We start from the raw sequence: 13261 nt of genomic DNA, 5'->3' as shown, positions 1-13261 counted from the left end.
CGTCGTGCGCTTTCACGCGGCAAGCCCCCTCCACCGCCTGCGGCCGTCGGGACGGCCGTCCGCACTGGACCTGTGAGGACTCACGTGAGCTCGAAACCTGTCGTACTCATCGCTGAAGAGCTGTCGCCCGCCACCGTCGACGCGCTGGGCCCGGACTTCGAGATCCGGCACTGCAACGGTGCCGACCGTGCCGAGCTGATCCCCGCCATCGCCGACGTGGACGCGATCCTGGTCCGTTCCGCGACCAAGGTCGACGCCGAGGCCCTCGCCGCCGCGAAGAAGCTCCGGGTCGTCGCCCGTGCCGGTGTCGGTCTGGACAACGTCGACGTCTCCGCCGCCACCAAGGCCGGCGTCATGGTCGTCAACGCCCCGACCTCGAACATCGTCACCGCCGCCGAGCTCGCGTGCGGTCTGCTCGTCGCCACCGCGCGCAACATCCCGCAGGCCAACACCGCGCTGAAGAACGGCGAGTGGAAGCGCAACAAGTACACGGGTGTCGAGCTCAGCGAGAAGACCCTCGGTGTCGTCGGCCTCGGCCGCATCGGCGTCCTGGTCGCCCAGCGCATGTCGGCCTTCGGCATGAAGATCGTCGCGTACGACCCCTACGTGCAGCCCGCCCGCGCCGCCCAGATGGGGGTGAAGCTGCTGGCCCTGGACGAGCTCCTGGAGGTCGCGGACTTCATCACCGTCCACCTGCCGAAGACCCCGGAGACCCTCGGTCTCATCGGCGACGAGGCGCTGCACAAGGTCAAGCCCTCGGTCCGGATCGTCAACGCCGCGCGCGGCGGGATCGTGGACGAGGCGGCGCTGTTCACCGCCCTCAAGGAGGGCCGGGTCGCCGGCGCGGGCCTCGACGTCTACGCGAAGGAGCCCTGCACGGACTCCCCGCTGTTCGAGCTCGACCAGGTCGTCTGCACCCCGCACCTCGGCGCCTCCACGGACGAGGCCCAGGAGAAGGCCGGTATCGCGGTCGCCCGCTCGGTGCGCCTGGCGCTCGCCGGCGAGCTGGTCCCGGACGCGGTCAACGTCCAGGGCGGTGTCATCGCCGAGGACGTGAAGCCGGGTCTGCCGCTGGCCGAGAAGCTCGGCCGGATCTTCACCGCGCTCGCGGGCGAGGTCGCGGCCCGTCTCGACGTCGAGGTGTACGGCGAGATCACCCAGCACGACGTGAAGGTGCTCGAACTCTCCGCGCTCAAGGGCGTGTTCGAGGACGTGGTCGACGAGACCGTGTCGTATGTCAACGCCCCGCTGTTCGCGCAGGAGCGCGGTGTCGAGGTCCGGCTGACGACGAGCTCCGAGTCGCCCGACCACCGCAACGTGGTCACCGTCCGGGGCACGCTGTCCAGCGGCGAGGAGGTCGCGGTCTCCGGCACGCTGGCCGGCCCCAAGCACCTCCAGAAGATCGTCGCGGTCGGCGACTACGACGTGGACCTGGCGCTCGCCGACCACATGGTCGTGCTGCGCTACGAGGACCGTCCGGGTGTCGTCGGCACCGTCGGCCGGATCCTCGGCGAGGCCGGTCTGAACATCGCGGGCATGCAGGTCTCGCGTGTGGAGGAGGGCGGCGAGGCGCTCGTCGTGCTCACCGTGGACGACACGCTGCCGGCGCCGGTGCTCGCGGAGATCGCGGAGGAGATCGGTGCCACCTCGGCCCGTTCCGTCAACCTGATCTGACGCACGACCCCGTAGTCCGTACCCGGTCGATAGACGCTCGTCTTACACGATTGTCTATCGACCGGGTACAGTGCTGTCATGGGACACAAGGAAGACCTCCTCGAAGGCGCCAAGCGCTGCCTCCTGGAGAAGGGGTACGGGCGCACCACGGCACGCGACATCGTCGCCGCGTCCGGCACCAACCTCGCCTCCATCGGCTACCACTACGGCTCCAAGGACGCCCTGCTCCAGCAGGCATTCCTCACGCTCACCGAGGAGTGGGGCGAGCAGGTCGGCCCCGCGGGCTCCGGCGAGGAGAAGCGGGAGCTGCCCGCCGACCCGTACCAGCGCTTCCACGCGGTCTGGGAGCAGGTCATCGGCGCGGCCGAGGCGAGCCGGCCGGTGTGGAAGCTCCAGACCGAGATCGTCACCCGGCTCGACGACGACGAGAAGCTGCGCGACGCCATCAAGGAGCCGCAGCGCGAGGGGCGGCTCGGGATGGCCGAGGGCTTCCTCGGCATCGACCCCGAGGCCGACCCCGAGAAGGCCCGGGTCGCCGGGCTGCTCTGCCAGGCGCTGGCGACCGGCGTGATGATCCAGTGGATGGTCGACCCGGACACCGCGCCGAGCGCCGACGACCTCACCGAGGGGCTCAGGGTCCTGATGGGGGAGCGGGGCTGACCCGTCGCCGGGCTCACATCCCCTTGCGGAAGCGTTCGCTGAGCCGCCGGCCCATGGCCGGGGGGACCTGGCCCGACCGCGGGTCCTCTCCCAGGGCCCTGGCCAGGTCGACGGCGTACAGGTCGACCGCCGACTCCGCGAGGTCCGCCAGGTCGCCCGCGGCGTCGCGGCCGCGCCGCCGGCCGAGCAGCAGCAGGGCGACGCCGGCCAGGGCCGCCGGCCACCACAGGGCACCCAGGCACAGGTAGAGCAGGCCCCAGCCGCTCAGTGTCGCGGCACTCGCCAGCGCCCCCCGCGCCGCGATCAGGTCGCCCCGGCAGAGTTCCGGCAGCAGGACCCACAACCGGGGCCAGGTGAACGTGAAGTCGAGCCCGTACTGGCCCTGGACGCGGACTCCCACGGCGCGCAGCCGGTCGCCGATCCACGTGGGCCTGGCCGGCTCGGCGAGCGCGACGGCGTTACGGGTCGCGACCTGGGAGGCGCCGCCGGTGTTCGCGCTGTTCCACCGCTCCTGGCGTCGTCGGACGAGCCCGCCGACCAGCCACCGCGGGCCGGACGTCAGCCAGACATCCTCGACCGCGGAGCCGAGCCCGCGCGCCAGCAGTCCGACCGCCGCCCCGACCAGCAGGAGTACCACCGTGAGGAGCAGGGCCGACACGGGACGCTGGTCGTAGCGGGCCACCAGGTCCTCGGCGGCCCGGCTCAGCCGCCGCCAGTCGAGGGCGTGCCGGTGGCCGAGTACGGACGCCGTCGCGGCGAGTGCGGTGAACAGCGCGCCCGGCAGGGCCAGCAGCTGCACCCAGCGTTCCGCGAGGCTCTTGCCCAGCGCGGACAGGAGGGTGTTCATCCGAAGGCGAACGGCTCGTCGAACACGGGGCACTCGGGAAGCGGGCTGCCCGGCGTGCGGTCCTGTGTACGCGAGCACCGCCTGCCCGGGCAGGCGTAGGAGCCGGCCGGTGGCGGCGTGGACTCCTGGCCCGGGAAGGGGGCGTACCCCCGTGGCCGCGCCGGCATGTCCAGAAGCACGCGGACCGATTCCAGTACGGCGACCGCCGGGCGGGTTCCCGCTCTCAACTCGACCAGGAGCCGCTCCAGTTCGGCCGAGCGGCCCATCCCGCTCGCCTCTGCGCGCGTCTCCGGCAGGTCAGTGCAGAACTGTGTCAGTTCGCGAGCGTCCTCGGCGGTGTTTTCCACGTATTCCTCCCCCTTACCCGACCTTCACGGAATAGTCTCATCGTTCATTCGGGAGCGTCATGGATTCGGTTCGGTCCATGGGAAGTCGGGGGTGCCGTGAACATCAGGGATCTCGCCCTGGAGATGGAGCAGCGGCTCGCCGCCTTCTACTCCACCTGCGATCCGGCTCTGCTGTGGGAACCGGAGGCCCAGCGGCTGGCGGACCGGCTGTACCACGCGATCGACTGGTACGCCCCGGAATCCGATGTGGCCGAGGGCGCGCGGATGTTCAACGTCGCTCTCCTCGTGGCGGGCTTCCACTGGCACCGCTGCGAGTACGTCGAGGAGGAGATCCAGCGGGAGGACGCGAGGCGCGCCACGTTCCTCTACAAGGTGGTGTGCCAGGTGGCGCCGCACCTCGTCCCCGAGGTCGTGATGAACGTCTACGTGCAGAGCGCGGACCCCGTCGTCGAGCTGACGTCCGCGACCCCCCTGGCGACGTACACGCAGCTCGGCGTCAACCGGCTCAAGGAGGCGGAGGCGACGGGGGATCCGAGGCTCCTCGACGACGCCGCCGAGCTGTGCCTGCTCGTGGCGCGGGCGAGCCCGCAGGAGGACGTGGTGAAGGCGGAGGCCCTCGTCACGCTCGGGAACATCCTCACCCGGAGATACGAGTTCGTGGGTGAGGACGACGACCTGGAGCGCGCCCTCGTCGTCACACGCATGGCGGAAGAGATGATTCCGGAGGGTGACCCGTGCCGCCTGAAGTTCTGTTCGGGTCTCGGGCACATCGCGATCCGGATGTTCCAGCGCAACGGCGACCTCGACCTGCTCGACGAAGCGGTCCGCATCCTGCGCGAGGGGGCGTACGAAGCCCCCGGCGACGAGCCGCTGCGCGCCGCCGTCCTGACCAATCTCACCGCCGCCCTGACCGCGCGGTACGAGGCCACCGGCCGCTTCGACGCGGCCACCGAGGCGCTGCAGGCGCAGTTCGAGGCGGTGGGCGACACTCCTCGTGACCATCCCGATCTGCCGAGCCGCCTGGTGAACCTGGCGGGCCTCATCCTGAGCCACCCCGGCGAGATCACGGCGGAAGCCGACCGGTACGACCTGGCGATCGGCATGCTCGACGACGCCCTGTCCCTGCTCCCCGACGGTCACCCCGACCGGCCCGGTTGCCTGAACACCCTGAACTCCGCGTACGAGAGCCGGTACCGGCTGACGGACGAACCGCTCGACCTGGTCGCCGCCGCCGAGGCGGGCGTGTCGGCGGTCGAGGCCAGCGCGGCCGGGTTCTACCGCCGGCCGATGATGCTGAGAGGGTTCGCCCGCTCCCTGAAGGCCGTCACCGATCGCTTCCCGGACGCCGGTGGGCTGCTCGAAACGGCCGTGACGGCGCTCCGCGAGGCCGACACGCTGCTTCCCCCGAGGCATCCGGAGCGCACGGAGATCCTGACCGATCTGGGGTTCCTGCTGCGGGACCGGTTCAGGACCGGAGAGGACCCCGCCGACCGTGAAGGCGCCGTCCGGGCACTGTGCGCAGCGGCCGCCGTCCTCTCCGCGCCGGCCCGGACCCGGGCACGGGCGGCCTCGGCGGCGGGGGACGTCCTCGCCGAGGCCCAGGACTTCGCCGCCGCCACCGGCTGCTACGCCCTCGCCCTGGAGCAGCTCGAACTGACGGCCTGGCCCGGCCTGGAGCGGGCCGACCGCGAACGCCTCATCGCCCAGTTCCCCGGCCTGGCCGCGAACGCGGCGACCTGCGCCGTACGGGCCGGACAGCCGGAGCGCGCGGTGGAACTGCTCGAACAGGGCCGCGGCATCCTGCTCGCCCAGGCCCTGGAGACCCGCACCGACCACTGGCAGCTGCGCGCCCGGGCGTCGGAACTCGCCGACCGGCTCGCACAGGTCCTCGGCGAGTTGGAGCGCCTGCCCGGCCGTCCGTCCGGCGCGGCGCTACGGGACGACCGGCGGGACCACCGGCAGGCCGACGAGAGACGGGTCGACCTGGCCCGGCAGCGAGAGAAGGTCCTCACGGAGATCCGTGCCGTGCGCGGCCTCGAAGGCTTCCTGCGGCCGCCGTCCTTCGCGACCCTGCGCGCCGCGGCGGCGGGCGGCCCCGTGGTGCTTCCCGTCGTGAGCCCGTACGGCTGCTCGGTCCTCCTCCTCACCGAGGCCGGGGTGGAGGTGCTCGACCTCGAAACGAGCGCCGAGGAACTGGGGGCACGGGCCGTGGTTCTCGCCGTGGCCCTCGACCCCGGCCATTCGCCGGTCAGGGCACGCAGGACGGTCCGGGAGACCCTGGCCTGGCTGTGGGACGCCGTGGCCGGGCCGGTGCTCGACGCACTGGGCCGTACGGAGCCGGTCGGTCCGGACGGAGAGGGGCCCCGTCTGTGGTGGTGCCCCACCGGGATCTTCTCGCAGCTGCCGCTGCACGCGGCCGGGCGTCACGGGCCCGGCGGCGCCACGGTCCTCGACCGGGTCGTCTCCTCGTACACCCCGACGCTGCGGGCCCTGCTCCACACCCGCGGCCGGCCCCGCCCGCCCGCCGGACCCGGCCCCCGGGGCCTCATCGTGTCCATGCCCGCCACCCCCGACTTCCGGGACCTCCCGGCCGCCGAGGACGAGGCACGGGACCTGCGCCGGCGCCACCCGGACGCCCGGCTCCTCACCGGTCCCGCCGCGACCGCGCCGACGGTGCTGGAGGCGCTCGCCCGCTGCTCCTGGGCTCATTTCGCCTGCCACGGCACGCAGGACGTCGCACAGCCCTCCCGGGGCGCGCTCATCCTGCACGACGGTCCCCTGACCCTGCGGGACGTCGTGAACCTCCGGCTGCCGCGGGCGGAGTTCGCGTATCTCTCCGCCTGCGAGACCTCGCGAGGCGGGTTCGTCCTGGCGGACGAGGCGATCAGCTTCGCCGCCGCCGTCCAGCTGGCGGGCTTCCGGGACGTCGTCGGCACGCAGTGGTCGATCGACGACGTCCTCGCCCCGAAGGTCGCGGACCTCGTCCACGCCCGGCTGTCCCGGCAGAGCGCCCCCGACCCGGCGGCCGCCCTGCACGGGGCGCTGCACGAGGTGCGGACACGACATCCGAACGCCGTGGTGAGCTGGGGGGCCTACGTCCACGTGGGCCCCTGACCGACGGGACGACGGGGCCCGGCAGGGGCGGGCCGGTCAGAGCCGGGCCGACTTCAGGGACATGTGGAGCAGGAGGCGGTCCTCGCCGTCGTCCAGGTCCAGGCCCGTGAGCTGTTCGACCCGGGACAGCCGGTAGTAGAGCGTCTGCCGGTGGATGCCCAGGGCCGCCGCCGTGCGGCCCGCCTGGCCCGCGTTGTCGAGGAACACCTCGGCGGTGCGGGCCAGTTCGGCGTGGGCGGGGGCGAGCAGCGGCGCGACGACGGGGTCGATCTCGGGGTGGTAGAGCGCCGCGAGCAGGCGGTACGGGCCGATCCCGGACCACTCCGCGACCGGGCCGAGCGTCGGCTGCGCCGAGGCGGCGCGGGCCGCCGTGTTCGCCTCGCGCCAGGCCGCCGGGAGCTCCGTGAGGCCCCGGCGGGGGTTCGCGATGCCGGCCGGCGCGGCGGCGCGCAGCCGGTCCGCGGCGGTGTGGGCGGGGGAGAGGTCCTCGGCCGTGCGCAGCCGTACGAGGACGGCGAGGGCCTCGGCCTCGGGGAGCGTGGCGACCGCCGCCGCGCCGGGCACCGTGCGGATGGAGGGGGCCTCACCCTGCCAGGGGGTCACGCAGACGACGGTGTGCAGCCCGTCCGCGCTGGGGCCGAGGGCCGCCCGGAGGGCCGCGACGGCCATGTCGCTCTGCCAGCCGCGCCCGGCGGTGAGCACCGCGACGAACTCGCGGGAGAGGTCGGCGTCCGCGCGCTCCTCGTCGGCGAGGAGGTCGCCGACGCGGGCGGCGACGTCCATGGCGGCGGTCAGCTGTTCGGGTGAGGGGCCCGGCTCCGCGTCGAGCAGCCAGACGTACCCGAGGACGACCCCCCGGTGGCGTACCGGCAGGCAGATGCGGTCCCGGAACACGCCCGCGTCCGGGGCGGCCGGGATGCGGACCGGGCCGGTGGCGCGGGTGATGCCGAAGCCCTCGAACCAGGCGCGGACCGCCGGGGTGGACTTCCGGGTCAGGATCGAGCGGGTCCGGACGGGGTCCATCGCGGTGTCGTCGTCGCTGTCGTGCGCGCCGAAGGCGATCAGCCCGAAATCGCGGTTCTCCAGCGTCGCCGGGGTGGCAAGCAGCGCGGAGATCTCGTCGACCAGTTCCTGGTAGTCACCCTTCACGGCGCCATTCTCGCACCTCTTCAGACATGTGTATGAGATGCCGCGCACGGATGCGTGACAGCTGTCGATGGCAGAGGATCGGAGCGATCCATAGGTTTCACGGTGGTTCTCCGTGCTGTTCCCGGTTCGTTCCTTTCGTCCGTGTACGGCCCCGTTCTCCTCATGCCCCTCTGGAGGTGCCCCGTGCTGGGTCCCGTGATCCTCGCCGCGTCGCGCAGCGACAAGATGCGCCGTTTCGTGTCGGCCGCCCCCGGGACCAAGCAGGTCGTCGCCCGCTTCATCGCCGGTGAGTCGGTCGACGACGTCGTCCCGATCGTCCGGGAGCTGAGCGACCGCGGCCTGGAGGTCACCCTCGACGTCGTCGGTGAGGACATCACCACCGTCGAGCAGTCCTACGCCGCGCGGGACGCCTACCTGGAGCTCATCGGCCGCCTCAAGGAGCTGGGCCTGGGCGCCCGCGCCGAGATGTCCGTCAAGCTGTCGATGTTCGGGCAGTCGCTGGACAACGGCCACGAGCTGGCCCTCGCGAACGTCCGCCCGGTCGTCGAGGCCGCCGCCGAGATCGGCACCACGGTCACCCTGGACGCCGAGGACCACACCACCCTCGACTCGATGTTCGCCATCCACGAGGAGCTGCGGAAGTCCTTCCCGCAGACCGGCTGCGTCATCCAGGCGTACCTCTTCCGCACCGAGGACGACGCCCGCCGCCTGGCCGCCAACGGCTCCCGCGTCCGGATCGTGAAGGGCGCCTACAAGGAGCCCGCCTCCGTCGCCATCCAGGACAAGCCCGAGATCGACAAGGCGTACGTCCGGATCATGAAGATCCTGATGGACGGCGAGGGCTACCCGATGATCGGGTCCCACGACCCGCGCCTGATCTCCGTCGGCCAGGAGCTGGCCCGCCGCGCCGGGCGCAAGCTGGACGAGTACGAGTTCCAGATGCTGTACGGCATCCGCACCGAGGAGCAGAACCGGCTCGCCGCCGAGGGGCACCGCATGCGCGTGTACACCGCCTACGGCACCGACTGGTACGGCTACTTCATGCGCCGCCTCGCGGAGAAGCCGGCCAACCTGCTCTTCTTCGTCCGCTCCATCCTCACCAAGGGCTGAGCCCACCTCTCACAAGGAGTATCGAGACTCATGGACGCTGTCACCCAGGTCCCCGCTCCGGTCAACGAGCCGGTGCACAGCTACGCCCCCGGCTCCGCCGAGCGCTCCCGTCTGGAGACCAAGCTCAAGGAGCTGGCCGAGAACCCGCGCGAGCTGCCGATGACCATCGGCGGCGTGAAGCGTCTCGGCGGCGGCGAGGAGTTCAAGGTCGTCCAGCCGCACAACCACCAGGCCGTCATCGGCACCTTCCGCGGCGCCACCGAGCAGGACGCCCAGGACGCGATCGACGCGGCCCTGGCCGCGGCGCCGGCCTGGCGCGCGATGTCCTTCGACGACCGTGCCGCGATCATCCTGCGTGCCGCCGAGCTGCTGGCCGGCCCGTGGCGCGAGACGCTGGCCGCGTCCACCATGCTCGGCCAGTCGAAGACCGCCCAGCAGGCCGAGATCGACACCCCGTGCGAGCTCGTCGACTTCTGGCGCTTCAACGTGGCGTACGCCCGCCAGATCCTGGCCGAGCAGCCGCCGGCCAACTCCCCGGGTGTGTGGAACCGTCTGGACCACCGCCCGCTGGAGGGCTTCGTCTACGCGATCACGCCGTTCAACTTCACGGCCATCGCGGGCAACCTGCCCACCGCCCCCGCCCTCATGGGCAACGTCGTGGTCTGGAAGCCGTCCCCGACGCAGACCCACTCCGCCGTGCTCCTGATGGAGCTCCTGGAGGAGGCCGGCCTGCCGAAGGGCGTCATCAACCTGGTGACCGGCGACGGCATCGCCGTCTCCGAGGTGGCCCTGAACCACCGCGACCTGGCCGGCATCCACTTCACCGGCTCGACCCGGACCTTCCAGCACCTGTGGAAGACGGTCGGCACCAACATCGAGAAGTACCGCTCGTACCCGCGGATCGTCGGCGAGACCGGCGGCAAGGACTTCGTCGTCGCCCACCCCAGCGCCGACCGCGCCATCCTGAAGACCGCGCTGACCCGCGGCTCCTTCGAGTTCCAGGGCCAGAAGTGCTCCGCGTCCTCGCGTGCGTACGTCCCGGCCTCCATCTGGAACGACGGTTTCAAGGAGGAGTTCGCGGCCGAGGTCGACGGCATCACCATGGGTGACGTCACCGACCTGTCGAACTTCATCGGCGCCGTCATCGACGAGCGTTCGTTCGCCAAGAACAAGGCGGCGATCGACCGTGCCGCGGCCGACCCGAGCTGCACGATCGTCGCCGGTGGCACCTACGACGACTCGGTGGGCTACTTCGTCCGCCCGACCGTCATCGCCTGCACCGACCCGGAGAACGAGGTCTTCAAGGCCGAGTACTTCGGCCCGATCCTCGCGATCCACGTGTACGACGACAGCTCCGCCGACGCCTACGACGAGATGCTGACCCAGATGGAGTCGGTCTCGGACTACGCCCTCACCGGCTCGGTCATCTCCGGTGACCGCGCCGCCACCGCGTACACGATGGAGAAGCTCCGCTTCGCCGCGGGCAACTTCTACATCAACGACAAGTCGACCGGCGCCGTCGTCGGCCAGCAGCCCTTCGGCGGCGGCCGCGCCTCGGGTACGAACGACAAGGCCGGCGCGCCGCAGAACCTGATGCGCTGGACGCTGACCCGCGCCATCAAGGAGACGCTGGTCCCGCCGACCGAGTACGGCTACCCGCACATGGGCTGACGCCCTCCCGCCCCCGCAGAGGCCCCCGGCCTCCTGAGGGCCCCCTGACACCGCCCCCCTCCTCGGTTCCCCCAACTCGAGGACGGGGGCGGTTCTCATGTGCCGGCCGGGGTGGCCGGGCGGGTGTCCGCGCCGGTGGGGGAGGCCGGGAGGGGGGTGAGCCGGCCGGCGACGCGGAGCACGCTCTTGCCGTGGGTGGCGCCTTCCCGCAGCCGCCGTACGGCGAGGCCGAGGTCGGCCGGGTCGTACTCGGCGGTGACGTCGATCCGGATCCGCCCCGCGGTCAGCAGGTCGAGAGCCCGGCGGGCGGAGTCGGCGAGGCGCTCGGGGTGGGTCCGGCTCAGCAGGTTGCCGTTGTAGGTCATCAGCGACCGGCCGTCCCCGAGGAGGTCGTCGGCGTCGGCGAGGACGGGTGCGTGGCCGCCGAGGGCGCCGTACGCGACCAGGCGGCCGTGCGGTGCGAGCGCGCGCAGTCCGGCCTGCCGGGTGGGGCCGCCGACCGGGTCGAGGACGACGTCGAACCGCTCGTCGCCGAGCCCGGCGGGGAACTCCTCGCGGAGCAGGATCCGGTCGAAGCCGGACCGGGCCGCGTAGGCCGCCCTGTCGGCGCTGCCGGCCACGCCGACGATCCGGCCGGCACCGGCCAGCCGGGCGAACTGGGCGGCGGCGCCGCCGACGCCGCCGGCCGCGCCGTGGATGAGCACGTGTTCGCCCTCGCGCACGCGGGCGACGGTGTGGACGAGGTCGTACGCGGTCGGCGTGCCCCAGCCGAACGCCGCCGCCGTCCGCAGCGACAGCTCGCCGACGGCGAGCGCGAGGACGGCGGGCACGACGACGACCTCGGCGTGGGCGCCGCCCGTGGCGAGCGCGGTGACGCGCTCCCCGACGCGGCCGCCGTCGACGCCCGGGCCGACCGCGACGATGTGCCCGGACGCCTCGAAGCCGGGGACGAAGGGGCGCGGCACGGGGAAGAGGCCGTCCTTGACCATCGTGTCGCCCCACTGGACGCCGGCGTACGCCACGCGGACCGCGACCTCGCCGGGGCCGGGTGCGGGCTCGTCGAGCTCGGTGATCCGGTATTGGTCGTCGCTGTCGAGAACGATCGCCCTCATGGAAGCAGCCTCCTGTGCTGACTCAGTATCCTGTGTCACATCGTCACGGGAACGGTAGATGTAACAGGTACCTGAGTCAACACAGGATTCTGTGAATGTGGGTGCCGCACGGGAAGCAAGGGAGCGAGCGCATGGCGGACATGCCCGTCGAGGAGTACCTCTGCAGTCGGATCAGGCGCGCGGAACAGGCCCTGATGGCGCACCACGAAGCGGTGCTGCGCGGGCACGGGCTGACCATGACGCAGTACACCGTGCTGCTCACCCTCTCGCGGGACGGAGGCATGTCCGCCGCTCAGGCGGCACGCGCCTGCGGGGTGACCCAGCAGAGCATGGCCAGCGTCCTGTCCACCATGGAGGGCAAGGGGCTCATCCGTCGCGACCCGTCGCCCGTGCACGCCAAGGTGCAGATCGTCACGATGACCGGCGAGGGCCGGGCGGTGCTGGACCGGGCGTACGGGGAGGTGATCGTCCTGGAGCGGGCGCTCACGGACGCGTTCACGCCGGCCGAGCACGCCGCCCTGTGCGAGCTCCTCGACCGTACGACGGCCGTTCTCGTCGACCAGACGCCGCCGGCCCGCACCCGCTGACGGGTCCGGGCCGGAGTTCGGCGGGTGGGGCGGATCGGGTCGGGCGGGCGTTCCGTCAGGCCGCGTTCCGCTTCAGGAAGTCGCCGATCAGCTCGGCGATCCGGGGCGCGTGGGTCTCCAGGGCGAAGTGGCCCGTGGGGAGCAGGTGGATCTCGGCGTCCGGGAGGTCGCGGCGGAACGCCTCGGCGCCCGCGGGGACGAAGACCTGGTCGCCCTCGCCCCAGACGGCGAGGAGCGGGACCCGGCTGGTGCGGAAGTACTCCTGGAAGGCCGGGTAGAGGGCGAAGTTGGCGCCGTAGTCGGCGATGAGGCCGAGCTGGATCCCGTCCTGGCCCTCGCGTGCCATCAGGGCGGCGTCGTGGTGCCAGGCGTCGGGGCTCAGGCGGTCGCGGTAGCCGGCCGGGACGCCGGTCTCGTACTGCCACTTGATGCCGTCGAGGGAGCGGATGGCGCGGACCGGCTCCTCGGTCTCGGGGGTGCGCTCCGCGATCAGGGCGAGGACCGGGGCCCAGGCGTCGGCGCCGAGGCCCTCCTCGTACGCGTTGCCGTTCTGGCTGATGATCGCGGTGACCCGCTCGGGGTGGGCGAGGGCGAGGCGCAGGCCGATGGGGGCGCCGTAGTCCTGGATGTAGAGCGCGTACCGCTCCAGGCCGATCGCCTGGGTGAACTCGTCGGTGAGTGCGGCCAGTTCGTCGAAGGTGTAGTCGAAGTCGGCGGCGGAGGGGGCGGCGCTGCGGCCGAAGCCGAGGTGGTCCGGGGCGATCAGCCGGTACCGGGGGGCGAGCAGCGGGATCAGGTCGCGGAACATGTGCGAGCTGGTGGGGAAGCCGTGCAGCAGGAGGAGTGCGGGGGCGTCGGCGGGGCCGGCCTCGCGGTACGCGATCTCGTGGCCCCGGACGGTGACGGTGCGGTGGTGGGTCGGCAGCACGGACATCGTTCTAACCCCTTAGGTGCGTCTCACTGGTTATGAGGAAACTCAATCAGGCCACA

The 13261-nt window shown here is 72.2% G+C and carries 11 protein-coding genes; 6 read left to right on the top strand and 5 right to left on the bottom strand.

The window, feature by feature from the left end; genetic code table 11:
• Positions 1 to 84: 84 nt before the first annotated feature.
• On the top strand, positions 85 to 1674 hold the full coding sequence (serA, locus tag ACFVZH_RS18280; RefSeq protein ID WP_384898383.1) for a phosphoglycerate dehydrogenase: 1590 nt from the start codon (positions 85 to 87) through the stop codon (positions 1672 to 1674).
• Between the two features lie 78 nt (positions 1675 to 1752).
• A complete protein-coding gene (locus ACFVZH_RS18275) occupies positions 1753 to 2334 on the top strand; it encodes a TetR/AcrR family transcriptional regulator (protein ID WP_384898382.1) in 582 nt (193 codons plus the stop codon).
• Between the two features lie 13 nt (positions 2335 to 2347).
• On the opposite strand, the gene ACFVZH_RS18270 is transcribed toward ACFVZH_RS18275, so the two are convergent.
• Together ACFVZH_RS18270 and ACFVZH_RS18265 are read right to left on the bottom strand one after the other, a co-directional pair.
• Positions 2348 to 3181: a hypothetical protein gene (locus ACFVZH_RS18270; RefSeq protein WP_384898381.1), complete on the bottom strand. Its 834-nt coding sequence runs from the start codon at positions 3179 to 3181 to the stop codon at positions 2348 to 2350.
• On the bottom strand, positions 3178 to 3528 hold the full coding sequence (locus tag ACFVZH_RS18265) for a hypothetical protein (protein ID WP_384898380.1): 351 nt from the start codon (positions 3526 to 3528) through the stop codon (positions 3178 to 3180). Before ACFVZH_RS18265 ends, ACFVZH_RS18270 begins: the two co-directional genes overlap by 4 nt.
• Positions 3529 to 3624: 96 nt before the next feature.
• Between ACFVZH_RS18265 and ACFVZH_RS18260 the strand changes: the two genes are divergently transcribed.
• Positions 3625 to 6642 (top strand): CHAT domain-containing protein, encoded by a 3018-nt coding sequence (locus ACFVZH_RS18260; RefSeq protein WP_384898379.1) that lies wholly within the window; start codon positions 3625 to 3627, stop codon positions 6640 to 6642.
• 36 nt (positions 6643 to 6678) lie between these two features.
• On the opposite strand, the gene ACFVZH_RS18255 is transcribed toward ACFVZH_RS18260, so the two are convergent.
• Positions 6679 to 7791 (bottom strand): PucR family transcriptional regulator, encoded by a 1113-nt coding sequence (locus tag ACFVZH_RS18255; RefSeq protein WP_384898378.1) that lies wholly within the window; start codon positions 7789 to 7791, stop codon positions 6679 to 6681.
• A gap of 183 nt (positions 7792 to 7974) precedes the next feature.
• On the opposite strand from ACFVZH_RS18255, the gene ACFVZH_RS18250 reads away from it, so the two are divergent.
• Positions 7975 to 8901 (top strand): proline dehydrogenase family protein, encoded by a 927-nt coding sequence (locus ACFVZH_RS18250; RefSeq protein WP_384898377.1) that lies wholly within the window; start codon positions 7975 to 7977, stop codon positions 8899 to 8901.
• Between the two features lie 30 nt (positions 8902 to 8931).
• The gene (gene pruA / locus ACFVZH_RS18245; protein ID WP_384898376.1) at positions 8932 to 10572 is read left to right on the top strand and encodes an L-glutamate gamma-semialdehyde dehydrogenase; all 1641 of its coding nucleotides are present in this window, start codon (positions 8932 to 8934) and stop codon (positions 10570 to 10572) included.
• Between the two features lie 95 nt (positions 10573 to 10667).
• On the opposite strand, the gene ACFVZH_RS18240 is transcribed toward pruA, so the two are convergent.
• A complete protein-coding gene (locus tag ACFVZH_RS18240) occupies positions 10668 to 11684 on the bottom strand; it encodes a zinc-binding alcohol dehydrogenase family protein (protein WP_384898375.1) in 1017 nt (338 codons plus the stop codon).
• 131 nt (positions 11685 to 11815) lie between these two features.
• On the opposite strand from ACFVZH_RS18240, the gene ACFVZH_RS18235 reads away from it, so the two are divergent.
• On the top strand, positions 11816 to 12271 hold the full coding sequence (locus ACFVZH_RS18235) for a MarR family winged helix-turn-helix transcriptional regulator (protein WP_384898374.1): 456 nt from the start codon (positions 11816 to 11818) through the stop codon (positions 12269 to 12271).
• 55 nt (positions 12272 to 12326) lie between these two features.
• On the opposite strand, the gene ACFVZH_RS18230 is transcribed toward ACFVZH_RS18235, so the two are convergent.
• Positions 12327 to 13205: an alpha/beta fold hydrolase gene (locus tag ACFVZH_RS18230; protein WP_384898373.1), complete on the bottom strand. Its 879-nt coding sequence runs from the start codon at positions 13203 to 13205 to the stop codon at positions 12327 to 12329.
• Positions 13206 to 13261 lie beyond the last annotated feature (56 nt).

The organism is Streptomyces sp. NPDC059534 (genome assembly GCF_042743475.1).
Classification (GTDB): domain Bacteria; phylum Actinomycetota; class Actinomycetes; order Streptomycetales; family Streptomycetaceae; genus Streptomyces.
Note: the sequence above shows the minus strand (reverse complement) of the source record. Positions and strands in the feature narration are given on the sequence as shown.

What these genes read in the sequence shown, in the direction of transcription:
- ACFVZH_RS18275 (WP_384898382.1), top strand. Translation starts at nt 1,753, where the DNA reads ATGGGACACAAGGAAGACCTCCTCGAAGGCGCCAAGCGCTGCCTCCTG.
- ACFVZH_RS18270 (WP_384898381.1), bottom strand. Translation starts at nt 3,181, where the DNA reads ATGAACACCCTCCTGTCCGCGCTGGGCAAGAGCCTCGCGGAACGCTGG.
- pruA (WP_384898376.1), top strand. Translation starts at nt 8,932, where the DNA reads ATGGACGCTGTCACCCAGGTCCCCGCTCCGGTCAACGAGCCGGTGCAC.
- ACFVZH_RS18240 (WP_384898375.1), bottom strand. Translation starts at nt 11,684, where the DNA reads ATGAGGGCGATCGTTCTCGACAGCGACGACCAATACCGGATCACCGAG.
- ACFVZH_RS18235 (WP_384898374.1), top strand. Translation starts at nt 11,816, where the DNA reads ATGGCGGACATGCCCGTCGAGGAGTACCTCTGCAGTCGGATCAGGCGC.
- ACFVZH_RS18230 (WP_384898373.1), bottom strand. Translation starts at nt 13,205, where the DNA reads ATGTCCGTGCTGCCGACCCACCACCGCACCGTCACCGTCCGGGGCCAC.